The organism is Geofilum rubicundum JCM 15548, assembly GCF_000974365.1.
GTDB lineage: Bacteria > Bacteroidota > Bacteroidia > Bacteroidales > Marinilabiliaceae > Geofilum > Geofilum rubicundum.
On record NZ_BAZW01000003.1, the window covers coordinates 91,519 to 113,536 of the forward strand.

Sequence of the window (22,018 nt, forward strand, 5' to 3'; positions counted from 1 at the left end):
AGTAATGACAGATAATATTTCAAAAAACAGGTGTGACGAACTGGTGACGGTGATTGCCTTGTGTTATAATCAGAGCCGATTTTTGCGTAAAACGCTCGATAACATAATGGCCCAAACCTGGCGTCCCGGTCATTTTTATATCATTGACGATGGCAGCACCGATAATTCGGTGGAACTGATCAATGAATGGCTGGAAGAAAATGGTCATCCGGCCACTTTGATTGTTCACGAAAAGAATCAGGGCATCACCCGTACCATGAACCATGCGTTGTCGCTTTGCAAAACCAAATACTTCCATCCATGGCCTTGTGACGATTTAATGATGCCCGATAAAATTGAGAGTCAGGTGACTTACATGGAATCACTCGACTGGCAGCCAGGATTTCTGTATGGGGATATTCAATGGATTGATAACGAGGATAAAGTGCTTCGCGATTCCGTGGTGACCAATCGCAAAAAACTCTTTGAAGACGGACAAATGCCGAGTGGCTTTGTTTTTCCTGAACTGATTAAGCATGGCTGTTTTATCCCAACAGCTTCGGGACTGTATGTTACCAAGGTGCTGCATGATCTGGGCGGATTTGATGAAAAATTGTTTGCCGAAGATTGGGATATGTTTATCAGAATATCCCTTCATTCGGGAATTGCTTATAAAGAGCAGGTTTTTAGTAAATACCGCCGGCACGAACACAGTGCCGAAATGAAGAAGGGCGAAAATTATTGGAAGGGCCGGTTTTTGGTGCTTTCAAAATATCTTGGCATCAGCACGGAGTATGATGCGCTTATTTGGAAGCGCATTGGGGAATATGCTTTAGGAGCTTATGAGGAAGGTTTCTCGGAAGCCGGTCAATGGTTGTGGAAAGCCTTTAAAAACACCCATGATTATCGCTTGTTGTACTATTACCTGCGATTAAAATTTCGGGTTTAATCGGGATCTTAAGATGATGGATGATCAACCTTTGGTTTCAGTAATTATTCCCACCTTTAATAGGGCGTATTTAATTACCGAAACGCTGGATAGTATTTTAAAGCAGACCTACAATAACTGGGAATGTGTGGTGGTGGATGACGGGTCAACCGACCATACCAGGGAAGTGGTAGAAGGTTATGGTCAGAAGGACCCCCGCTTCTCCTACCACAGAAGGCCGGATCATTTGCCCAAGGGGGCAAATGCCTGCCGGAATTATGGTTTTGAAAAAAGCCAGGGTGCCTATATCAATTGGTTTGACGATGATGACATCATGCACCCGGATAAATTGCGCTGGCAGGTGGAGGCTTTGCACCAAAGTCCTTTTAATTTTGCTGTTTGTCAGACCATGATGTTTGAAGGTAAGGTGGAACAAACCATCGGTCTGAGAACGAAGCGAATTGCCTCTGAGGATGCTTTTGAAGATTTTGTGGCCGACCGGATTAAATGGTTGACACAGGCACCTCTTTTTAAAAGGGATTTTCTGCTGAAAGCCGGTTTAAAATTTAACGAGGAATTGCACAAAGCACAGGAATGGGAGTTCTTTGTGCGTTTATTGGCCATTGAAGATAAGTATCTAACGGACGACCGGCCTTTGGTGTTTTTTCGCCAGCATGCCAATAGTATATCCTCAGGGAAAGTCACCTGTTCAAAAATTGAGTCCAGTTTCATGGCTGCTCAAAAGGCCCTGGAATACCAATCCCGCTTATCAGCGCCAACCATTGCCCGACTGAAAAGGAATCTGATCAATCTTTATATTGATTTGCTGGAGAACCGCTTTTTCTCTGCTGCTGCTTTAAGAGGCAGGGAATTAAAACGAATGGATTTTTCCTTTTGGTATAAAATTAAAATTGACCTGACATGGATCGCTTATTTTTTATTCAACCGGGGGTACCGGCTTTTGAAATGATATGATGCAACAAAATTCCCATCCCAAAGTTTCTATTATCATTCCTTGTTATAACCTGGAGGGGTATATTGATACCTGTTTGAACAGTTGTATGGTTCAAAGTTATCAGAATATTGAGGTATTGGTTGTGAACGATGGCTCTTCAGACGGGTCTAAAGCTATTGTGGATGCCTATGCCCGTAGGGACGGCCGGATTCGTCCCATTCATAAATCCAATGAGGGCGTCGCCTGGCACGTCGCACGGGCATTTTGGAAGCTTCGGGGGAATTTCTTTTCTTTTTGGATGGCGATGATACCATTGAAATCAATGCCATGGATGCTTTGGTTCAGGAGGCTCTGGAAAAAGGGGCGGATATGGTTAAGGGAGAATATTCGCTCGAAACAGCTGCCGGATACAGGGATCAAAAGTATGGACGTTATGGGGTTTATGATCGCCTGGATTTTTTGAGGCAGATGCTGAAAGAGCGCTTGTTTCCTTTGTGGGGAATCCTCTACAGCCGTCGCCTCTTTTCTGAAGATCTGGATTATCAGGCAGGTATTAAAAGGGGAGAGGATGCGGCCCTTCTGGCCTTGCTGGTAAGCAAGGCGCAAAAGGTGGTATTGCTCGAAAAAGTAGTCTACTACTACCGCTCACGTCCCGGGTCGATAACCCGTGATGTATCTTTGACCAATTTTGGCGATGCCATTCTGTCCCGCTTTAAAATGGAAGAATATGCACTAAAAGCGGGATTGGATAAAAAAAATGACTTTGAATTGGCAGAGTTTATCTGTTTTTCTGTTGTTTTGTATTTGAAGTACGCGCATGCAGCTCCGGAAATTGATCCGAGCTTGATCAAAAAGAAAATTAAAAGTTATTTAATGGACAATGAAGCCTTCAGAAGGGCCTATAAAAAAGGGTCGCGAAAGAACTATTTGCGTCTGAAGTATTTTTATACCATGTCATTGTCGGACCGCACTTTCGGGTGGGCCTATAAACTTAATATTGCCAGATAGCACATTATGCGAATAGGGGAAAATCCATTGAAGTCGAACATCCAAAATCTGCTGCACAAAAAGCATCGGATTATCCTGCCGTTTTGGATTCCCAATATTGAAGAGGCTTACTTTAAGCAACAGCCAGAAGTGCTTCAGCGCTGCCTGGATTCGCTTACCTCCACCATGGATGCGCAAACCACCAATATCACTCTGATCAACAACCATTCTTGTCGCGCAGCTGCCGAAGTTGCCGAAAGTTTTGTGTCCAAGGGACTTATCGATAAATATGTTGTTCGGAGCGAGAACCGCGGGAAACTGGAACCGATTCTGGCAGAGGCCAGGGCTTCTTATGAGGATTTTATTACCATTGCAGATGCTGATTTTCTTTTTTTTGAGGGCTGGGAATCTGCTGTAGCCCGGGTGTTTTCTGATTTTCCCAAAGCCGGTGTGGTCACCTGTTATCCCTGCCCCAATCTGGCCTTTAAGCACAATACCCAATGGGTGCTTACAGCCCCCTGGCATACAGGAAAGGCTGTTCCTCAGGAAGAAATGGATTTGGTGGATAAAGGTTTAGGGCATGCGGCGGGACAAGGCATATACACCGGGAAGGGGGTTCGGAAGAAGTCGCCCTGGAGCAGTAAGCAGTATTATCTGCAGAAGGGCGATCACCAGGTCTGTCTGGGTGCGGTACACGCCTTGGCCACTATGAAAAGGGATGTATTTCATCAATTGCCTTTTCAAAAAATACCTTTTGTTTTCAAAAATGGATATGAAGAGACTTATTTAGATTATTTTTCGGATCACCTGGGGTATTATCGATTGTCGACCACGCATTGCTACGCCTACCACATGGGCAATACCTTGCCTGACCGCTTGCCCTCACGCCGTGCATTGCCGAAGGATAAGGTGGCGTTTCCGGACTACCGCAACAGGTCGGTTCGTTTGAATCGGTTAAAATTTGCCTGCATAAATCCACTCGTGAGGTTGATGCGGAGATTAAATTGGGTTTAAACAGATAATTGATGAAATATGAGAAGTAAGCTTTATTCTTTTTTTCGGCGGTTATTCGATAGAGTCTATTATGCTGCCCGCCATGTTCGCGGGGCTGTGGTAGGCGGACGAATAAGCGGATTGCGTCATGTATCGTTTGAAGGGGAGAATATGGTTCCTGATGGTTGTACTTTTTCGGGTAAGGTAAATATTGGATTTCGCACTACGCTGGGCATGCGCAATTGGGTGCATGGAAACGTAAGCATTGGAAAATATTGTCAGATAGGGGCTAATGTAATGATCAATGCCACCAACCATCCCGTAAGGTATATGTCAACCTATATCAATAGCAGTTTGTTTAATGGTGAGTTATATCAACTCAAACAAGAGAAAGAAATCAGAATTGGTAACGATGTCTGGATTGGTCATGCTGCCATTATTCTGGGGGGAGTGGTTGTAGGTAACGGGGCTGTGATTGCTGCTGGGGCCGTAGTGACCAAGGATGTACCCGCCTTTTCTATTGCAGCAGGCATCCCGGCCAAGGTGGTCGGTCGGCGATTTTCTGAAACGGTCGGGGATGAAATTGAAGCTCTGTCCTGGTGGGATAAGTCGGATGAAGAACTGGAGCAGTTAAAACCCTTATTTTTTAAAAATCTTGAAGATGCGAACAGCATCTATTCCTGATAATAGGGTGCTTAAGCACCAATAATATAAACTTAATATTTATTTCAGATGAAAGCACCAAAAATTATAGCTGAAATTGGTTGCAACCATAAGGGCGACATGGAAATTGCGCATGAGATGATTGTAACAGCCGCCATTTTTTGTAAAGTGGATGTGGTTAAGTTCCAGAAACGGACCAACCGGGAATTATTGACCGAAGAGGAGTACAATACGCCCCATCCCAATCCCATTAATGCTTATGGTAAGACCTACGGTGAGCACCGTGAATTTCTGGAGTTCGATCTGGACCAGCACCGACAGTTAAAGCAATGGTGTGAAGAGTACGGATTGGTTTATTCGACTTCTGTTTGGGATGTGACTTCGGCCAAGGAAATCACTTCCCTGAATCCGGAATTGATTAAAATACCCTCGGCTTGTAATCAGAACAAGGCCATGCTCACCTATTTGTGTGAGAACTATTCGGGCGAGGTACATGTGTCGTTTGGCATGACCCGTCACGAAGAGGAGAAACAGGTCGTGGAGCTGTTTGAAAGCATGGGACGCAGCAAGGATTTGGTGATTTACAGCTGTACATCCGGGTATCCTGTGCCGTTTGAAGATGTCTGTCTGTACGAGATTTCCCGCTTGAAAGAACACTATGGTCACCGGGTTAAGGCCGTTGGTTTCTCCGGTCACCACCTGGGAATAGCCGTGGATGTGGCAGCCATGACCCTGGGGGCCGAATGGATTGAGCGCCATTATACCCTTGACCGTACCTGGAAAGGAACGGACCATTCTGCTTCTCTGGAGCCCGATGGTTTGCGTCGATTAACGCGCGATTGCCGGGCGGTTTCCAAGGCTTTGAATTACAAAAATCAGGATATCCTCGGCATTGAGGAAGTACAACGCAATAAACTTAAAAAGAATCAGATCAAATGGCAGTAGTCGCATTCATCCCTGTGCGGGGAGGCAGTAAATCCATTCCTTTAAAAAATATTCGTGATTTCTGTGGTAAACCTCTGATTTATTGGAATCTAAAGGCGCTTGAGGCGGCGCCGGGGGTCGACCGGGTGGTGGTTTCTACCGATAGTGAAGATATTGTCAGGACAGTGAAGGGTTTTGGTCTGAGCAAAGTGGCGCTTTTTAGTCGTTCGGCCGAAAGTGCCACCGATACAGCTTCTACCGAGACGGCCATGCTCGATTACATTAATCGGGCAGAAGATCAGCTGAAGTCGGACGACCTTTTTATGCTGGTGCAGGCCACATCGCCCCTGACGCGTGTGCAGGATTTTACAGATGCTTTGGAATGGTTTAAAGCGGGAGGTTTTGATTCCCTGCTCACCTGCGTGCGCTATAAGCGTTTTTTCTGGAATGCCGACGGCAGTTCCAAAAACTACGATTACCGCCATCGCCCGCGCCGTCAGGATTTTGATGGGGAGTTGATGGAGAATGGTGCCTTTTACATCAGCCGGGTTCAAGCCATCTTAAACTCGGGTAATCGCCTTTCGGGAAAAATTGGTGTTTACGAAATGCCGGAATATACAGCCATTGAAATAGATGAGGAGGATGACTGGTTGATGGCTGAAAATTTGATGCGCAAGCATCAAATGACGGAGGTACGTGATTATCGCATGGTGAAATTGTTTCTGACCGATGTGGATGGTGTATTGACCGATGCGGGTATGTATTATTCTGAAAAGGGGGATGAGTTGAAGAAGTTCAATACCCGTGATGGTATGGGTTTGCAGCTCATCAAGGCCAGAGGCATCAAGACCGGCATTGTTACTTCTGAAGATACACAGATAGTGGAGCGTCGATTTAAAAAACTGAAGCTGGATTATTTGTACCAGGGCAAAAAACATGGTGGTAAGTTAGCCGCTGCTCTGGATATTTGTCAAAAAGAGGGCATTGATATCAGTGAAGTGGCTTATATTGGCGACGATGTCAATTGTCTGGAATTGCTATCCAAGGCAGGCTTCCCGGCTTGTCCCGCCGATGCGGACCAAAAAGTACTGGCCATTCCGGGTATTTTTGTGTTGTCAAAAAAAGGTGGCGAAGGTGTGGTGCGTGAGTTTGTTGAAAAAATCATGAACGAATAAGTGGATTGTTGGTTTCATAAAATTGGTTGAATGAAGATATGTTTCTTAGTGCCCGACGGGGTGGGTTTGCGTAATTATCTGTACAGTAAGTTGATGGATGAATTCCCCGATGAGGTGGAAATCATGTTACTGACGGTTTTGCCACAGGAAGTGGTTAAGGATGTGGCTCTGTCGCACCGGCATAAGATTTCGCATGTGGCCATGACCGGCTATAAGGAGTCATTTAAAGGCAAGTTGCTGAAAGAGGTCATTACTTATGCGCGCTTAAGATACAATACCCGCAAGGTGCAGAATGACACCATCATGATTAACTGGACGCGAAAGAATTTTGCTTTTTGGACGCGGCTATTTTTTGCGATGGCGGCTTTCATTGGGTTTTTCTTCTCCTTTTCCTACAAAAGCATTGAGTGGTTGGAGAAACAATACAGTCGGCATTTAAGAAGCACCGGCTATTTTGAGGAGCAAACCCGAATGCTGAACGAACATCAACCGGATGTGATTTTTAGCACCCACCAGCGTTCGCTGGATGGGTCGGTAATTGTTGAGGCAGCGAAGGCTTTGGGCATTAAAACCATTGGAGCCATTTATTCCTGGGACAATCTGCCGAAGGCCCGATTGCTGGTACGGACAGAACATTATGTGGTGTGGTCAGATTATATGAAGCAGGAGATGGCCGACTATTATCCTGAAATCCATTCGGAAAATATTGTTGTGACCGGAACCCCTCAGTTTGAGTTTTATTTCAATAAGGATCTTTACATGGACAGGGCTGCTTTTTTTGCTCAGGAAGGATTGGATCCCAATCGCAAGGTGCTCTGTTTTTCGGGCAATGATCTGACCTTTCCCTGTGATGAAAAGTACCTGAATGATTTGGCTGAGGCCTTGATGCAGATGCCGGAGAAAGACCGGCCGCAGGTTCTATTACGTCGAGCTCCTGTGGATTTATCCGGTCGCTTTAAGCCCGTCATTGAGCAATTTCCGGAACTTATTAAGGCCTCTGATCCTTTATGGAAAACCTACTCAAAAGGGTGGAGTTTTATTGTTCCAACCCGTGAGGATATTAAATTGCTCGTGAATGTGGCATTGCATGCAGATGCGGTGATTAATGTCGGCTCTACCATGGCCCATGATTTTGCAGTCTATGGTAAGCCTGCCATCTATATCAATTACGACCAACCGAGTGTGACGCATTGGTCGGCCGTTACTAACAACCAATACCAGCATTTTCGGAGCATGCCGAATAAGGATTGTGTCATATGGCTCAATGGTAAGGATGAAATAGCTGCTTGTGTCAACAAAGCGATGAACGGCCCCTTACCCGATGCTGAAACACGTGCAGCATGGTTCAGGGTGGTGGCGCTTCAGCCTTTAGCGGAAGCTTCCAAACGTATTGCCGGCACCATCATGTCTCTATAATTTAAATCTTAAACCACGTATTACATGCATATATGTTATCTCTCCTACGAATACCCTTTGTGGGGAACAGGCGGAATTGGCAGCTTTATTCAAACCATTGGCCGGGGGCTGGTGCGTATGGGGCACAAAGTAAGTGTGGTAGGAATTGGTCGCAAGCCCTACACAGAGGAGCTAAACGATGAAGGGGTGGAGATTTACCGTTTGCCCGTTACCCAGTATTTTCGAAAAGCCGGCTTTATCGAAAATGGCTGGCGTATTCGAAAGAAATTGAGAGCCTTGCACGGACAGGTGCCCATTGATGTGGTGGAGGCCCCTGAAGCCTTGATGTTTATGCTGCCTAAGCGAACACCTTATAAAAAGGTGGTTCGGATGCATGGTGGTCATCATTTCTTTGCCGAGAGTGAAAACCGGTCGGTGGAAAAGTGGAAGGGGTATCTTGAGAAACAGTCTTATCAGCGGGCCGATGCCTTTGTGGCCGTCTCTCAATTTGTGAAATCTCATACAGGCAAATATTTGTCCACCGAAGGGCGGCCCATGGAAATCATTCGCTACCCCATCAACGGCGAACTTTTTAGTCAGGCCGACCTGTCTAAAACCATTCCCCATCGTTTGGTTTTTGCCGGTACCGTTTGTGAGAAAAAAGGCATTCGTCAGTTGTTGGAAGCGCTGAAACTGGTCATCCCGAGGTTTCCGGATGTGCATTTGGATGTCTACGGCCGGGACTGGTTTTTTCCGGATAAGCGGTCGTATGTGAATTACCTGAAGGGGGCATTTCCGGAAGAAGTGCTGAGTCATGTGACTTTTCATGGGGCCATTGGCTTGTCAGAGATTCCGTCAAAATACGAAGTGGCGGAGTTGTGCGTTTTTCCATCGCATATGGAAACGCAAGGACTGGTAGCGCCTGAGGCTATGTTCATGGGCAAGCCGGTGTTGTTTTCAAATACGGGTCCCGGACCCGAAACGATTGATCACAAGCGCAATGGCTTGTTGTGTAATCCCCACGAGTCGCTCGATATTGCCGAAAAAATCATTTATGCGCTTGAGCATCCTGAAGAGATGCAAGTGATGGCGCTTCAAGGGCAAAAAGATGCGCTGGAGATTTTTGGATTGGGGCCAATTATTGAAAGAAACCTTCGTTTCTACGAAAAAATACAAAGCAATGATTAACTTAATAGATACGAAAGTTGGTTATGTCACGCTGATTGTTATTCACCTGTTTTTAGGAGTGATGCTCAAGTTGTCACCGGGCATTGTGGCATTGGCCTATCCCTTGATGTTTTTGTTGTTTATGACCGATGTGCTGTACAATCTGGACCGGGGCTCCCGGGCTGGATTTTATGCCCTGCACATGATTGGTTATGAGATGGTTTATAGGATGGCCGGTGCTACCTATTCCTGGGAAATGGGAAAATACGCCAGTATTATTCTGTTGTTATTTGGTCTTTTTGTGGGGGGAGAAAATATATTCCCTGGGTTTTTGTGTTTTTATTGGTTTTGTTACTTCCTGCCATTTTTCTGGTGGAACATCCAGATCCGGAAAGGCTGAACAATATGATTATGTTTAATATTACCGGTCCACTGAGTCTGGTCGTCGCCGGTCTCTATTTTTATAAGCGAGGGGTGCCACAGGATGTTTATTTCCACCAAATGAAATGGGCTTTTTTACCGGCCTTTACCATTATTGCTGCCTTGAGTGTGGTCGCCAGTCTGGCCACTGTTGAGTTTACCAGCGTGCAGTCCAGTTCAGGGGCCTCCGGTGGTTTTGGTCCCAACCAGGTATCCACCGTTTTGGGATGGTTTATTATGCTGGCGCTGTTGTATAAAATTAATGGTGAAAAGATTACCCCTTTTTCGTGGCTCGATTGGGTGATGTTGTTCTATTTGGTTTTACGGGCCTTGCTGACTTTCTCGAGGGGTGGGGTTATGGGAAGTACATTGGCTCTGTTGGGATCCATAACGGTTTTGTATTTTGCTTACCCGGGTTTCAGGCGACAGCTCTTTAAGTCCATGCCTTATGTCACTTTGAGTCTCGCTTTTTTTGTGGGCGTTTTTCTGTTCGCCAATCATTTAACCAATAATTTCCTCCTGTATCGCTACCAGGGGCTGAGCACCACCGAAGCCCTTACTGGTGTGCGTACCGGAAATAGCAATATTCTAACAGGACGGGATGAAATCATGAAAGCAGATTTTCGGGCTTTTTTGGAGCACCCCGGATTCGGTGTTGGATACGGAATGGCTGAAAAGTACAGGGTTCGCTATTATGGCAGCGCTGCTGCGGCCCATACAGAATTTGCCCGCTTACTGTCGGAACACGGTATTTTAGGCCTGTTGTTTATGCTGGTAGGTATGCTTGGTCTGCCACTCTATTTTCTCCTAACGGAAAAGCATCCGCTAACCCGTTGTTTTTTAGTGGCCTTTTATTTGCTGAGCATGTTTACCATGTTTCATGCAGCCATGCGACTGGCATTGCCGGGGGTTCTGTTTGGAGCGGCATTTATGCGGTTCCTACCTAATAAATCTGAGGCTCCTGATAATCTGAAAAAGACTTTATGATTCGTTTTTTGATCATATCTCCCGTCCTTCACAAGAAGGAGCAGTCGCAATACGGTGGTTATACGCCCTATATTCGGGAAATGAATATATGGTTGCGTCATGTGGACCAGGTTCGCGTCATTGCCCCTGTATCCTCCATTCCCCCTGATGCCCTCGAGTCGATGTATCAGCATCCCCATATGGAAGTTGTGGAGGTGCCGTTTATTGAGTTCAAAGGCTTTCGCAAATCCCTTGAATCTGCATGGAAGTTGCCTCTGATTGTCTGGCGCATACTGAGTGGAATGATTTGGGCGTCTCATATTCATTTGCGCTGTCCCTCCAATATGGGTTTGTTGGGCACTTTTGCTCAAATCTTTTTTCCAGCGAAGAAAAAGACGGTGAAGTATGCCAATAACTGGGATTGGAATAGTCGTCAGCCTTTCAGTTACCGCTTGCAACAACGAATTCTGCGCCATACCGTATTAACGCATAATACCAGTGTTTTGGTTTATGGCGACTGGAAGGAGCGTAGTAAGAATATTGTTCCCTTTTTCACCGCCACTTATTCCAGAGATCATCGCTTGCCTGCTCCCATTCGTGATTTGATAGCCAATCAGCCCATTCGGTTGATTTACGTGGGAACCCTGACTTCCAATAAACGCCCCCTGGAATGTTTGAGGTCCTTACAGTCTCTAAAAAATCTGGGTTACTCGGTTGTTTTGGATATGTTTGGCGATGGCAGTCAGCGACCAGAACTGGAAGCTTATATGGAAGCGCATCATTTGACGCGGGAGGTGAAGTTATGGGGTAAGCAAAGTCCCGAAACGGTTGAGGCCTATTTTAGAAAGGCCCATTTTTTGGTGTTCTTGTCCCGTTCAGAAGGCTGGCCCAAAGTAGTGGCTGAGGCTATGTGGTGGGGGTGTTTGCCCATTACCACGGATGTGTCTTGCGTCAGCCAGATGGTGGATGTCAACAGGCGTGGGGTCATCGTTTTGCCCACAGCTGAGGAAGTGAAAGAGGCGATCATTCAGTTGGTTAACCGACCGGAGCGTTATCAGGAAATGTGCCGGGAGGCCATGGACTGGTCCAGAGAATACCATTTGGAGCGCTTTGAAGCGGAAATTGTTAAATTATTGGAAGCCAAATAATGCAGGTATTGACCCTTATCGATTCGCTGATTGCTGCCGGTGCCGAGCGCATGGCTGTCAATATTGCCAATGGACTGGCTGCCCAAGGGGTTGACAGTCATTTGTGCGCCACCAGGGCAGGCGGGCCTCTGGAAGAGTTTGTGGAAGAGCAGGTTCCTTTTTTGTGGCCGACAAAAAAGGGGTATTGGATTTGAAAGCTTTGATGGGGATTCGGCAATATATTCGTAAAAACAAAATTGAGATTATTCATGCGCACTCTTCGTCTGCTTTTTGGGCCGTTGTGCTTAAGATACTGACGCCCGGACTCAGGGTTGTCTGGCACGACCATTTTGGCTTCAGTGAGCAACTGGACGAGCGTCCCTCGTTTTGGTTGAAAATCATGGGGCGTTTTTTCGATCATGCTTTTGTGGTGAACGATAAATTGCATCACTATGCTATTTCTGTGTTGAAAATTCCATCACAAAAGGTTTCCTTTTTGGCCAATTTTGCCGATCTGGGTTCAGAGATGGGATCAGAAGCAGATATACCGGATAAAGACTCAAATCCAAAGCTGGTTTGTCTGGCCAACCTGCGCAGGCAGAAAGACCATGATAATCTGTTGGATGCTTTTAAAAAGGTGGTGGAAGTCTACCCCGGGGCACGCTTGTATCTGGTGGGCGGTCATTTCAATGATGATTACTATCGCCATTTGCAAGGGCGCCTGAAAAATGAAACAGACTTAAACGAAAGGACTTTTATACTGGGCTCTCGGAATGATGTGGCCGCCATACTGGCCAGTTGTGATGTGGGTGTTTTATCCTCCTGTCGGAAGGCCTGCCGGTTTCCCTGCTCGAGTATGGTATGGCTCAATTGCCGGTCGTCTGCACCAATGTGGGAGATTGTGGTTTGGTCTTAGATGGCGGAAGGTGCGGTGAGCTGGTTCCACCCAAAGATGCCGGGGCTTTAGTCCAGGGCATTTTTTCTGTATTAAATCACCCGGAAGTCGCCCAAAACAAAGCCCAATTATTAAAAGAGCGTGTGGAGAGTGAGTTTTCACGGACAGGTGCGATTGAAAAGATACTCAACGTTTACCGCGGTATGGGCAGATGATGGGAGGCAGATAGGGTTGATAGGGCAGATAGGGCCGATGGGGTGGATAGGGTAGAAGGTTGATAGGGCAGATGGGGTGGATAGGGCAGATAGGGCAGATGGGGTTAATGGGGTTGATAGGGTTTGGGGCAGATAGGGTAGAAGGGTTAAATGGTGGTGATGGGGTAAAGGATGATAGAAAATGGGATGAGGTCGTAAGAGGGAGAATGCCGGGATGGCAGACAGGAGAGGATTAAACAAATTAGAAGAAAAAGGATGAGCAACGGAAAAAAGCAAACACTGTTTGTAGGACCTTTTGGTCCACCCTTTAACGGGGACGGTGTTAAAAACAGCTATTTGCGGGAAGGGTTTGAAGAGGTCGGAATAAAGGGTATTCTTTGGTTTGACACCATTGCCAGAAATCAACCCAGGTGGAAAAATAACCTGAAACTGATCCGTTTGATGGTGCGGGCCCACCAGATTATTTTCTCCCTGAACCGGAATGGCCGGTATTATATTATTCCCATTTTTTGGTTGTTAAGTCTCTTCTCTAATAAAAAAGGAGTGCTTTATGTGGTAGGGGGATCATTTGACAAGCAGATGATGAATTCGCTGACTCCCTGGAAGCGCCGGATATTTGTTAAAATGCTGAATAAACTGGATGGCGTTTTTGCAGAATCCATTGCATTAAAAGAAGGTTTGGAAAAGTGTGGCTTAAAGAATGTGGTGTTGGTTTACAATCCCCGAAAGGACGATGGCAGTCAGTGGCAGTTGAACGAGCGTATTAAAAGAAAGGGCGTTTTTGTGTCGCGCGTCACCGCTACCAAAGGCGTGTTGGTATTGCTGGAAGCCATTGTCAATTTGAATAAGTCAGGCAGTAATCTGGAATTGGATATTTACGGCCCGATGGATGCCGCTCACGAAAAGGAGGTTTCCTGCTGGATTAATGAAGCTCAGGGACAAATCCGTTACAGGGGTATTTTGGATCCTACCATGGTACAGTCGGTTCTCACCAACTATCATTTCCTGGCCTTGCCCACCTTTCATTCTGGTGAAGGATTGCCCGGTATTCTGGTGGAAGCAGGCATGGCCGGCATTCCTATAGTAATCACCCGATTCAATGCCTTGCCTGAGTATTTCAAGCACAATGAAAGTGCGTTGTTTGTAGAACCTAAAGATGTGGATGGTTTGGAACAGGCGGTTCTTCGCCTGGTGGGTGATGACCATCTGGCCAATACCCTAAGCAATGGCATCAAAAACGTTGTGGTTCCCTTTCATCTGGAATCAATTATTCAACAGTCGCTGCAGCTTCTGGACGACTATAACTGGAAAATATAATGGATTTCTTTACTTTGCTAGGGTGGACAGGCTTTCCGGTTAAGGAGGCTGCCCAAAAGTTTAAAACATTTAAGCAGGCTTCTCAAAGCCCTGAATGGATGGAGCGCCAAAAGTGGGAGGCTTTTTCCTTTCATTATCAGGGCAACACCAATTATCGAAAGTTTATTGGTGACTATCCTTCCACCTGGAATGAAATTCCGGTCATCAATAAAAATACCATTCGGGAGCATGCCATAGGGCGGGTGCCCGATTTAAATGCCTATCCGAAGTATTATCACCGGCAAACTTCCGGTTCAACCGGAAAGCCTTTTGATTATGCCATTGATTATCTGAGTCATGCCCTGACCTGGCGCTTACTGGAAGACCGTTATCATTCTGCCGGGGTTACTTTCAATGATTTGCAGGCCCGGTTTTTTGGCACACCCTATTCTTTGGTTTCCAAGGTGACGGAGCGGCTCAAGGATCGTTTAACCCATCGCATTCGGTTTAATACGGTTGATTTGTCGGATGACAACATGGAGCGCTGGCTTTCTGCCTTTGGCAAAAAGCCCTTTGTCTATATTTATGGCTATGCCTATCCCATCGTGACCTTTGCCAAATTTCTTACGCAAAGAGGAATTTCTTTGAAAACCGTTGCACCGCGACTTAAGTTATGTATCGTGACTTCTGAAATGTGCAGCCCTGAGGAACAGCAGATGGTGGAAGAGGTGTTTGGGGTACCGGTTTATAATGAATATGGCGCGTCTGAGGCCGGGATTGTAGGTTTTGGCCGCAACAACCGTTGGGAGTTGTCACGGGAGTTGATGCTGACTGAAGTGCTGGATGATGACAACCAGCCCTGTGCCAATGGCGTTGTCGGCAAGGTGGTGCTGACCCCCTTGTTTAACATGGGCACGCCCCTGATCAGGTATGAGATTGGCGATATGGCGGCCATTGATGAGGCCGACGGCGTTCCCTATCTGACCCGTTTACAGGGGCGGATTGAAGAGATGGCCATTCTGGAATCAGGAAAAAAGGTGGCAGGTGATACGCTATTTCTTTACGTGTTTAAGGAGTTTACCAAGCATTGTTCAGAGGTGTCGGAGTATAAAGTGATACAAACAGCACCTGATCGTTTTGTGGTGAATGTGGTAGCCACTCGTGAATTAACTGAGGAAGAGGTGGGGCGCTTGAAAAAGCTGTGTGTTCAGGCTTTGGAGACTTCTGCCAAAATTGAGGTGGTTCGTAAAGAAGTGCTGGATCGCACGCTAATGGGTAAGTTTAAGCGATTTGAGCGCCAGTTTTAGATCTATGATAAAAACCTGTCAGTTACATATAGAAGGAGAAGGCACAGAAAACGCCATTTTGCAGGAAGCGCCATGTTCCGTTAAATATAAGCGCCGCTTTGTCCTTAAAAATGCCACAGGTGTCATTACTGAGCTCAATGCGGTTGTTGAATTTGACGCCCCCATTGTCTCCTGGAGAAATCACGATTACACCTGGGTGGATGCCAGCCGTCAACGGATGGCCCATTTTCATTCGCCCAAAGCGCTACTGCTTAAGAATGGTCATAAAGTAGTGGCTGGTGAAACGCACGGACTGTGGGTGTTTGATCCCAAACATCCCAAAAGGCTTAAGTGGGTGATGGCCGACAGCTGGTTAACACCTCTGTTTAGGTACGATGAGAAAGATGTGATGCATTTTACCCAACCGGATCTCATCCTCGAAAATCCCCTGACTTTCACGTTCTTATTTACCACAGGTAAAATTCCGGAATTCAGTCGGTCCCGCATTCCCTTTTCTGCCATTCTGAATTTCTCGGATCACTGCGATTTTGATTCCCTGGAATTAATGGAGAGGCAAAGAGCGCTTTTTAAAAAATGTCAGGTGCGCATTTCAAAAGGGGCCTTTTTGTTTCACTTTTCCAAGCGTGCATTCAATGTGTCGCTGGAGCGTCAGGGGGACGAGTTGCAGCGATGGGAAGCAGATGGCCATGAGTTGTGTTACCACAGTCTGTCCCAGTCCATTCGACCCGAAAACCAATGGCAAAAAGATTTTGAGGCATTTGAAAACGACGGCCCCCGATGGCCGACCTGGATCGATCATGCTTTTCAGCCTTACAACCTGACCAAGATGGCTTCTTCTGGTTATAAGGTGGCTGATTGGGCGCACAGAATGCATAGGGCGGGCGTTCGTTATTTATGGAATTATCTGGATGGCGGCCATTCAGGAAGGGGCGTTATCAATCAGCTGGATGTCGGACAATTTAGCTTACGTACCTATATACGCACGGCTCTAAAGATTAAAAGTCTGGCCTCTCTGACAGGACTGTTGCGCACATACATCCTTTATTTCAGTGATGAGCAGGCCAAAAAGAGTTATTCTCAGCTGGTCAATAACCTCAGACGAAAACTTTGGAAAAAGGGTCCCGGAGGGATGTGGGGACTGGCGCGGGGACTCGCCTTTCTGGGGGGACGACTTTTTAGTTTGCTGGTGGACAGTGTAAAAAAGGAAGTCTTGCCTGCCTGGCAAAAATACGGCACCACCTTTTTTTCGGCACATTTGGGTGGAAGCCGGTTTTGGTTTTTTCAAACAGTTGAAGTGCATGATTTTATCAGCACATTCTCTGCGGAAAATCTCAAATTGCTGACGGAATCAAGTGGCATTTGTCTGGCCCACACCTATTTTGCCGATGATGACCCGCAAAAACCAGGACGTGTGTTTTTGAATAAGCGCGGTGGGTGGATGCCGGGCATAGAAGACACTTTTCAGCGTATTGGCGATGCTGCTGAAAAAGGCGAGCTTTGGTTGGCTTCTGTTGCGGAGATCGCGGAATTTTTTGATTCATTTCAGTACCTTCGTTTTGATGTGGACGAGCGAGGAAATATCCACCCTATTGTGGAAAAGGGCGGGCAGGACCTGGTTGTCCGTTATGTAGAATAAAAATAAAAACTTACAATTCATGATAAAAGTATTGATTGTTTTTGGAACACGGCCCGAGGCCATCAAAATGGCACCGCTGGTACGGGAGTTTAAAAAAGAGGAAAATGCTTCGGTATTTGATGCCAGAGTATGTGTGACCGGTCAGCACCGACAAATGCTCGACCAGGTTATGGAGGTCTTTGGCATTACGCCTGAGTACGATTTGAACATCATGAAGGCCGGTCAGGATTTGTTTGATATAACCACCGAGGTCCTGATGGGTATGAAAGGCATTTTGGATGAGTTCAAGCCCGATGTGGTTTTGGTTCATGGAGATACAGGGACCAGTACAGCGGCTGCTTTAGCTGCTTTTTACCGCCAGGTGGATATCGGCCATGTGGAGGCAGGCTTGCGGACCTACAACCGGAATTCTCCCTGGCCCGAGGAAATGAACCGTCAGATGACCGGACGGCTGGCCAATTGGCATTTTTCCCCTACTCAATGGGCGGCCAACAATCTTTTGAAGGAGCAGGTTCCAGCTGAAACTGTTTTTGTGACCGGTAATACGGTTATTGATGCCTTGCAAATTGCCGGCAAGGAATTGGAGCAAAAGGGAGCTCTGCTGGAAACGGTACAAAGTAGGCTGAAGGAGCATATTCCAACATTGATGCCATTACAACAGGGGGGAAATTTATTTTGGTGACCGGTCACCGGCGTGAAAATTTTGGCCAGGGTTTCCTGGGCATTTGTGAGTCCATTAAAGAGGTGGCCACGGCCTATCCCGACTGGCAGGTGATTTATCCGGTGCACCTCAATCCAAACGTGCAACAGCCGGTCAATGATTTGTTAAAAGGCATCGACAATGTCTATCTGATACCACCGCTCGAATATTTGCCTTTTGTCTATCTGATGAACAATTGTGCTTTCGTGTTGACCGATAGCGGCGGTATTCAGGAAGAAGCACCTGGCCTGGGCAAGCCGGTACTGGTTATGCGGGACACCACGGAGCGTCCCGAGGCTGTAGAAGCAGGTACGGTTAAGCTGGTAGGTACCATAAAAGCGCAAATCGTTGAAAATTGCAAAGCCTTGATAGAAGATGCTTCTTTTTATAAAAGTATGTCGTCGGCCCAAAACCCCTATGGTAATGGCACTGCAGCCAAAGAAATCGTCAAAGTTCTGAAAGAAAAATATTTAAAACAGACAAGTAATGAATAGTAATACAAGCAAGCGTGTGTCCGTTGTAGGCATGGGTTATATTGGTCTGCCCACGGCAGCCGCAATGGCAGGTAAAGGTATAGAGGTTTTGGGTTGTGACATTAACCCTGAAATAGTCGATATCATCAATCAGGGAAAAGTGCACATCATTGAGCCCGATCTCGATGAGTTGGTGAAGAAGGTGGTGAGCGAGAAGAAACTCCGGGTTTTTACCAGCCCTCAGCCGGCCGATGTTTACATGGTGGTGGTGCCCACTCCTTTTAAACAAAATCATCAACCGGATATCTCTTTTGTGGAGCAGGCTACCCGATCGGTGATCCCTCATTTAAAAGCCGGTGATTTGTTTATCATAGAATCGACCTCCCCGGTCATGACCACTGAGAAAATGGCCGCGGTCATTTTTGAAGAACGGCCCGAGCTTAAAGAGAAGATCTCTATTGCCTACTGTCCCGAACGCGTTCTGCCCGGAAAAGTGCTGTATGAACTGGAGCACAACGACCGGGTGATCGGCGGCATTGATGAGGCATCGACCCAAAAAGCGGCGGCTTTTTACGCCCTTTTTGTGCAGGGAAAGTTGCATGCCACCAATGCACGGACAGCCGAGATGTGTAAGCTGGTTGAGAATTCATCGCGCGACGTGCAAATTGCATTTGCCAATGAGTTGTCCATGATATGTGACAATGCCGGTGTGGATGTGTGGGAGTTGATTGCCCTGGCCAACAAACACCCGCGGGTAAATATTCTTCAACCCGGTTGCGGGGTAGGTGGTCACTGCATTGCTGTGGATCCCTGGTTTATTGTATCTGATTATCCCGAGCATGCCCACGTTATTAAGCAGGCGCGGGAAATCAATGATTACAAATCGGAATGGTGCATCAAGAAAATCATTGAAACCTCCTTGGAATTTGAAGTGAAAAATGGTCGCTTGCCGGTTATTGCGTGTATGGGGCTGGCTTTTAAACCCGACATTGATGATTTGCGGGAATCACCTGCCAAATACATTGCTTCGCGTGTGATTGCTGAGGCCAGAGGTGAAGTGTTGATTTGTGAACCCAATATCGAGAGCCACAGTTCCTTTACACTATCGGCCACCCATGAGGCTTATGAAAAGGCCGACATCGTTGCCTGGTTGGTCAAACATAAGGCTTTTACTACTGTAAAGGTAGCGGATGACAAAGAGGAGTTGGATTTTTGCGGCTTGAGAACCCAATTTTAAAGAACCGGAGATAATTGTGCCCATGAACATCGTTTTAATTACCCAATATTACCGACCTGAAATGGGAGCGCCCCAAAGTCGCCTGTTTGAGATGTTGCGTGGCCTTAAACTGTTGGGCGCCGAAGTCTCTGTGGTCACCGCCATGCCCAATTATCCCGAGGGACGGATCTTTGAACCTTACCGGGGGCGGTTTGTCAGGCGTGAGGAGCGGGATGGATTGGATTTGATCAGGTACTGGTTGTACGCTTCGAATTCGAAGCGTACTTTTCCCCGTATTCTGAGCATGCTGTCTTTTTCATTTACTGTCCTTTTTTCCTGGCGCTTTTGCGCCAAAAAGAAACCGGACTTTATCATTGTTGAAAGTCCACCCCTTACCCTGGCCCTGTCTGCCTGGATATTGGCCAGACTGACCGGTAGTCAATTGATTACCAATGTGTCTGATTTGTGGCCTTTGTCGGCTCTCGAACTGGGTGTTATATCCAGAGGGCGGTTGTATGGCCTTCTGGAAAGGTTGGAGCGCTTCATCTATAAACGGTCAGATGGTATTTTGGGACAATCGCAGGAAATAGTGGATTACATTCGTGAAAGAGGATTTGAAAACACCTATCTTTTTCGCAATGGGGTTGATTTTGAGCGCTTCCGCGAGATACCCTCTCGTGGGGAACAAAATGACAGACGGAAGATCGTCTATGCCGGCTTGTTAGGTTTTGCCCAAGGGATTCTGAATATTTGTCGGTCCATTGACTTTGGAAGTATGGGATTGGAATTCCATATCTATGGTGCGGGGACCGAAAAGGAGCAGATCCTTAAATTCATTAAGGAAAATCCCGGTCGGGGAATTGTTTACAATGGCGTTGTTTCCCGCGAGGACATTCCGGCCATGCTGAAACAGCATGACGGTGCACTTATTCCGTTGACGAAAATGATATATGGGGCGGTACCTTCCAAAATTTATGAGGCCATGGCCGCCGAATTGCCGGTACTGTTCTCCGGAGAAGGAGAGGGTGCACGAATCATTGCTGAACATCAACTGGGGTGGGTCAACCATCCCGGCGATATACCTCAATTGCGCCGCAATCTGGAGGCCTTTGCCAAGGCTGATTTGGCCACTATAAGAGCTACCGGACGACGCCTGGCGGAGACGACCTTTAACCGGCCCAACCAGGTAAAAAATCTTTACGATTATCTGGAAGCCATTGACAAGAAGCCATGACCCGGAGGAAAGAAGCCAACTCTTAAGCCATTGGCGTGTTCGTTACTGAATAAAGACGCGCTTTCAGAGTTGGCTTGTTGGCACAGTTTGGTAGGCTTCCGATTTTTCGGGTTGGTAGGCCATTAATTCTTTGGTGATCTCATCCTCTTGAAATTCAATGGTTTTTCCTTTTATCAGGTAATGTAAAAAGTGTTTGACCAGCCCGGCCATCACCAAAAGGGAGGTAACTGGGTCTTTTTTGGTTAGGTGCATGAACTTCAACTTTCGGTGCTTGATGATTTGACGTATTTTCTCACTTTCCTTACTTTTGTAATAGCGGTAGTCGAGAAAGGACTTTAATTGCAGGGTTTCTTCTATGTATATATATTGGTCACTTGTTGACCGTTTTTTTATCAAAGGAATGTTGGCCAAATGGCAATAAGCAGAAAGTACAACATCTTTATTGCTAACTGATGAGACATATTGTTGACGGTCTATTCGTCCCACCGTGGGTTCAATCACATAATACTGTCCTGTGATTTCATGTTTTTTAAACTCTACCGAACAAAAACCTGAGGTGCCGGATAATTTAAGAATGCGCAGGGTTTCTTGCTCAATAGCTTTGTTTTTAGTGGGGATGGCCGAGCTTGTGTTGCCCAATAGTATGGGATGTTGATGGATTTTTTGCCCACAAAACGTTTCCAGTACCTGACCTTGTGCTGTCAGGTAGGTGAGGCAAAAAAAGACATTGGAATCGGGACCAGGAATCCATTCCTGAACGACCAGACGGTCAACCACCTCAAAAAGTTCCTGACAGATGCTTACCGATTCTTTAAGCGATTTTGCAACAAAGGCTTTTCTGAATTTGTATTTGGCAGCCCAGTCGGGAGACCGGTATTTGGGTTTAATGACCAGGGGGAATTGTAAGTGGGCGAAAGTATTCTGGTTAACTGGTTCCTGATGGCTTACTTCCACACTCACCGGAATTCGTATATTGTTTTTTAAGGCGAACTCATTAAAAAGATCTTTTTCCAGGAGCGTATTCAGAATGCCCTTTTCCGGTAGTTCAAATGAGAAATATTGTTTTAATTCATCCAGGTATTGATAAATAAAAGGATAGAAGGATTCGTTGTTGATGATTAATACGGGCTTGGTTGAAAATTCTTTAGCAGCGCTGATCAATTGCTCCAGTCTTTCTTCATTGTTTTGGGGGGTCACGTATTTTTTATAAGGCAGTCGGCTGAAATATTCAAAATTTTTGCTGGAGGGGAAGAATCCAACTGTTTTTATCCCATGTTGATGCAATGATTTTCCAATGGCATAGCCATGGTCAATCATTTCGAATAAAAAAACCGGGGGCAGTAACGTTTTTTTTGGTTGTGTCATTC

General features: G+C 46.3%; 23 protein-coding genes and 1 pseudogene. 23 read left to right on the plus strand and 1 reads right to left on the minus strand.

Features of this window, described 5'->3' with window-relative positions; genetic code table 11:
- The first annotated feature begins 4 nt into the window (after positions 1–4).
- The 23 genes and pseudogenes from JCM15548_RS02570 (at position 5) to JCM15548_RS02670 (ending at position 20,651) form a co-directional block, all read left to right on the plus strand.
- Entirely contained in the window at positions 5–928 is a 924-nt protein-coding gene (locus JCM15548_RS02570) for a glycosyltransferase family 2 protein (protein WP_062122313.1), read from the plus strand.
- A gap of 13 nt (positions 929–941) precedes the next feature.
- On the plus strand, positions 942–1,877 hold the full coding sequence (locus tag JCM15548_RS02575) for a glycosyltransferase family 2 protein (RefSeq protein WP_062122314.1): 936 nt from the start codon (positions 942–944) through the stop codon (positions 1,875–1,877).
- A 4-nt stretch (positions 1,878–1,881) separates the two neighbouring features.
- Positions 1,882–2,870, plus strand: a pseudogene (locus JCM15548_RS22685) (glycosyltransferase family 2 protein).
- A 6-nt stretch (positions 2,871–2,876) separates the two neighbouring features.
- Positions 2,877–3,863: a glycosyltransferase family A protein gene (locus tag JCM15548_RS02585; RefSeq protein ID WP_062122316.1), complete on the plus strand. Its 987-nt coding sequence runs from the start codon at positions 2,877–2,879 to the stop codon at positions 3,861–3,863.
- Positions 3,864–3,881: 18 nt separating this feature from the next.
- Positions 3,882–4,526, plus strand: a complete 645-nt coding sequence (locus JCM15548_RS22330) for a CatB-related O-acetyltransferase (protein WP_062122317.1) — start codon at positions 3,882–3,884, stop codon at positions 4,524–4,526.
- 48 nt (positions 4,527–4,574) lie between these two features.
- Positions 4,575–5,450, plus strand: a complete 876-nt coding sequence (locus tag JCM15548_RS02595; protein ID WP_062122318.1) for an N-acetylneuraminate synthase family protein — start codon at positions 4,575–4,577, stop codon at positions 5,448–5,450.
- Complete coding sequence (locus JCM15548_RS02600) at positions 5,441–6,604, plus strand: acylneuraminate cytidylyltransferase (protein WP_062122319.1); 1,164 nt, start codon at positions 5,441–5,443, stop codon at positions 6,602–6,604. Before JCM15548_RS02595 ends, JCM15548_RS02600 begins: the two co-directional genes overlap by 10 nt.
- Positions 6,605–6,634: 30 nt before the next feature.
- On the plus strand, positions 6,635–8,020 hold the full coding sequence (locus tag JCM15548_RS02605; protein ID WP_062122320.1) for a glycosyltransferase family protein: 1,386 nt from the start codon (positions 6,635–6,637) through the stop codon (positions 8,018–8,020).
- 24 nt (positions 8,021–8,044) lie between these two features.
- Positions 8,045–9,187: a glycosyltransferase family 4 protein gene (locus JCM15548_RS02610; RefSeq protein ID WP_062122321.1), complete on the plus strand. Its 1,143-nt coding sequence runs from the start codon at positions 8,045–8,047 to the stop codon at positions 9,185–9,187.
- A complete protein-coding gene (locus JCM15548_RS02615) occupies positions 9,180–9,566 on the plus strand; it encodes a hypothetical protein (RefSeq protein ID WP_062122322.1) in 387 nt (128 codons plus the stop codon). Before JCM15548_RS02610 ends, JCM15548_RS02615 begins: the two co-directional genes overlap by 8 nt.
- Before the next feature lie 11 nt (positions 9,567–9,577).
- Positions 9,578–10,573, plus strand: coding sequence for an O-antigen ligase family protein (locus tag JCM15548_RS02620; RefSeq protein WP_062122323.1), 996 nt, complete (start codon positions 9,578–9,580; stop codon positions 10,571–10,573).
- The gene (locus JCM15548_RS02625; RefSeq protein ID WP_062122324.1) at positions 10,570–11,700 is read left to right on the plus strand and encodes a glycosyltransferase family 4 protein; all 1,131 of its coding nucleotides are present in this window, start codon (positions 10,570–10,572) and stop codon (positions 11,698–11,700) included. The genes JCM15548_RS02620 and JCM15548_RS02625 overlap by 4 nt, the downstream gene beginning before the upstream one ends.
- A complete protein-coding gene (locus tag JCM15548_RS21460; protein ID WP_062122325.1) occupies positions 11,700–11,894 on the plus strand; it encodes a hypothetical protein in 195 nt (64 codons plus the stop codon). The genes JCM15548_RS02625 and JCM15548_RS21460 overlap by 1 nt, the downstream gene beginning before the upstream one ends.
- Positions 11,885–12,595 (plus strand): glycosyltransferase, encoded by a 711-nt coding sequence (locus tag JCM15548_RS02635; protein WP_062122326.1) that lies wholly within the window; start codon positions 11,885–11,887, stop codon positions 12,593–12,595. The genes JCM15548_RS21460 and JCM15548_RS02635 overlap by 10 nt, the downstream gene beginning before the upstream one ends.
- Positions 12,541–12,789, plus strand: coding sequence for a glycosyltransferase (locus tag JCM15548_RS25930; protein ID WP_083984931.1), 249 nt, complete (start codon positions 12,541–12,543; stop codon positions 12,787–12,789). Before JCM15548_RS02635 ends, JCM15548_RS25930 begins: the two co-directional genes overlap by 55 nt.
- Positions 12,790–12,860: 71 nt before the next feature.
- The gene (locus JCM15548_RS21465; protein ID WP_157482359.1) at positions 12,861–13,025 is read left to right on the plus strand and encodes a hypothetical protein; all 165 of its coding nucleotides are present in this window, start codon (positions 12,861–12,863) and stop codon (positions 13,023–13,025) included.
- A gap of 19 nt (positions 13,026–13,044) precedes the next feature.
- A complete protein-coding gene (locus tag JCM15548_RS02645; RefSeq protein ID WP_062122328.1) occupies positions 13,045–14,106 on the plus strand; it encodes a glycosyltransferase family 4 protein in 1,062 nt (353 codons plus the stop codon).
- Positions 14,106–15,392 carry a phenylacetate--CoA ligase family protein gene (locus JCM15548_RS02650; RefSeq protein WP_062122329.1) on the plus strand — a complete coding sequence of 429 codons (1,287 nt, stop codon included), beginning with the start codon at positions 14,106–14,108 and terminating at the stop codon, positions 15,390–15,392. The genes JCM15548_RS02645 and JCM15548_RS02650 overlap by 1 nt, the downstream gene beginning before the upstream one ends.
- A 4-nt stretch (positions 15,393–15,396) precedes the next feature.
- A complete protein-coding gene (locus tag JCM15548_RS02655; RefSeq protein ID WP_062122330.1) occupies positions 15,397–17,028 on the plus strand; it encodes a hypothetical protein in 1,632 nt (543 codons plus the stop codon).
- A gap of 19 nt (positions 17,029–17,047) precedes the next feature.
- On the plus strand, positions 17,048–17,710 hold the full coding sequence (gene wecB, locus JCM15548_RS26090; RefSeq protein ID WP_369403665.1) for a non-hydrolyzing UDP-N-acetylglucosamine 2-epimerase: 663 nt from the start codon (positions 17,048–17,050) through the stop codon (positions 17,708–17,710).
- On the plus strand, positions 17,707–18,222 hold the full coding sequence (wecB, locus tag JCM15548_RS26095) for a non-hydrolyzing UDP-N-acetylglucosamine 2-epimerase (protein ID WP_369403666.1): 516 nt from the start codon (positions 17,707–17,709) through the stop codon (positions 18,220–18,222). The genes wecB (JCM15548_RS26090) and wecB (JCM15548_RS26095) overlap by 4 nt, the downstream gene beginning before the upstream one ends.
- Positions 18,215–19,438, plus strand: coding sequence for a UDP-N-acetyl-D-mannosamine dehydrogenase (gene wecC, locus JCM15548_RS02665; protein WP_062122331.1), 1,224 nt, complete (start codon positions 18,215–18,217; stop codon positions 19,436–19,438). Before wecB (JCM15548_RS26095) ends, wecC begins: the two co-directional genes overlap by 8 nt.
- 22 nt (positions 19,439–19,460) lie before the next feature.
- Entirely contained in the window at positions 19,461–20,651 is a 1,191-nt protein-coding gene (locus tag JCM15548_RS02670; RefSeq protein ID WP_062122332.1) for a glycosyltransferase family 4 protein, read from the plus strand.
- A gap of 63 nt (positions 20,652–20,714) precedes the next feature.
- Here the strand turns inward: JCM15548_RS02670 and JCM15548_RS02675 are convergent, their stop codons facing one another.
- A complete protein-coding gene (locus tag JCM15548_RS02675; protein WP_157482361.1) occupies positions 20,715–22,016 on the minus strand; it encodes a hypothetical protein in 1,302 nt (433 codons plus the stop codon).
- Positions 22,017–22,018 lie beyond the last annotated feature (2 nt).

Excerpts from the sequence above, each read along its gene's own strand:
- JCM15548_RS02570 (WP_062122313.1), top strand. The coding sequence starts at position 5 with ATGACAGATAATATTTCAAAAAACAGGTGTGACGAACTGGTGACGGTG.
- JCM15548_RS02575 (WP_062122314.1), top strand. The coding sequence starts at position 942 with ATGATGGATGATCAACCTTTGGTTTCAGTAATTATTCCCACCTTTAAT.
- JCM15548_RS02585 (WP_062122316.1), top strand. The coding sequence starts at position 2,877 with ATGCGAATAGGGGAAAATCCATTGAAGTCGAACATCCAAAATCTGCTG.
- JCM15548_RS22330 (WP_062122317.1), top strand. The coding sequence starts at position 3,882 with ATGAGAAGTAAGCTTTATTCTTTTTTTCGGCGGTTATTCGATAGAGTC.
- JCM15548_RS02595 (WP_062122318.1), top strand. The coding sequence starts at position 4,575 with ATGAAAGCACCAAAAATTATAGCTGAAATTGGTTGCAACCATAAGGGC.
- JCM15548_RS02600 (WP_062122319.1), top strand. The coding sequence starts at position 5,441 with ATGGCAGTAGTCGCATTCATCCCTGTGCGGGGAGGCAGTAAATCCATT.
- JCM15548_RS02605 (WP_062122320.1), top strand. The coding sequence starts at position 6,635 with ATGAAGATATGTTTCTTAGTGCCCGACGGGGTGGGTTTGCGTAATTAT.
- JCM15548_RS02610 (WP_062122321.1), top strand. The coding sequence starts at position 8,045 with ATGCATATATGTTATCTCTCCTACGAATACCCTTTGTGGGGAACAGGC.
- JCM15548_RS02615 (WP_062122322.1), top strand. The coding sequence starts at position 9,180 with ATGATTAACTTAATAGATACGAAAGTTGGTTATGTCACGCTGATTGTT.
- JCM15548_RS02620 (WP_062122323.1), top strand. The coding sequence starts at position 9,578 with ATGTTTAATATTACCGGTCCACTGAGTCTGGTCGTCGCCGGTCTCTAT.
- JCM15548_RS02625 (WP_062122324.1), top strand. The coding sequence starts at position 10,570 with ATGATTCGTTTTTTGATCATATCTCCCGTCCTTCACAAGAAGGAGCAG.
- JCM15548_RS21460 (WP_062122325.1), top strand. The coding sequence starts at position 11,700 with ATGCAGGTATTGACCCTTATCGATTCGCTGATTGCTGCCGGTGCCGAG.
- JCM15548_RS25930 (WP_083984931.1), top strand. The coding sequence starts at position 12,541 with ATGGCTCAATTGCCGGTCGTCTGCACCAATGTGGGAGATTGTGGTTTG.
- JCM15548_RS21465 (WP_157482359.1), top strand. The coding sequence starts at position 12,861 with ATGGGGTGGATAGGGCAGATAGGGCAGATGGGGTTAATGGGGTTGATA.
- JCM15548_RS02645 (WP_062122328.1), top strand. The coding sequence starts at position 13,045 with ATGAGCAACGGAAAAAAGCAAACACTGTTTGTAGGACCTTTTGGTCCA.
- JCM15548_RS02650 (WP_062122329.1), top strand. The coding sequence starts at position 14,106 with ATGGATTTCTTTACTTTGCTAGGGTGGACAGGCTTTCCGGTTAAGGAG.
- JCM15548_RS02655 (WP_062122330.1), top strand. The coding sequence starts at position 15,397 with ATGATAAAAACCTGTCAGTTACATATAGAAGGAGAAGGCACAGAAAAC.
- wecB (WP_369403665.1), top strand. The coding sequence starts at position 17,048 with ATGATAAAAGTATTGATTGTTTTTGGAACACGGCCCGAGGCCATCAAA.
- wecC (WP_062122331.1), top strand. The coding sequence starts at position 18,215 with ATGAATAGTAATACAAGCAAGCGTGTGTCCGTTGTAGGCATGGGTTAT.
- JCM15548_RS02670 (WP_062122332.1), top strand. The coding sequence starts at position 19,461 with ATGAACATCGTTTTAATTACCCAATATTACCGACCTGAAATGGGAGCG.
- JCM15548_RS02675 (WP_157482361.1), bottom strand. The coding sequence starts at position 22,016 with ATGACACAACCAAAAAAAACGTTACTGCCCCCGGTTTTTTTATTCGAA.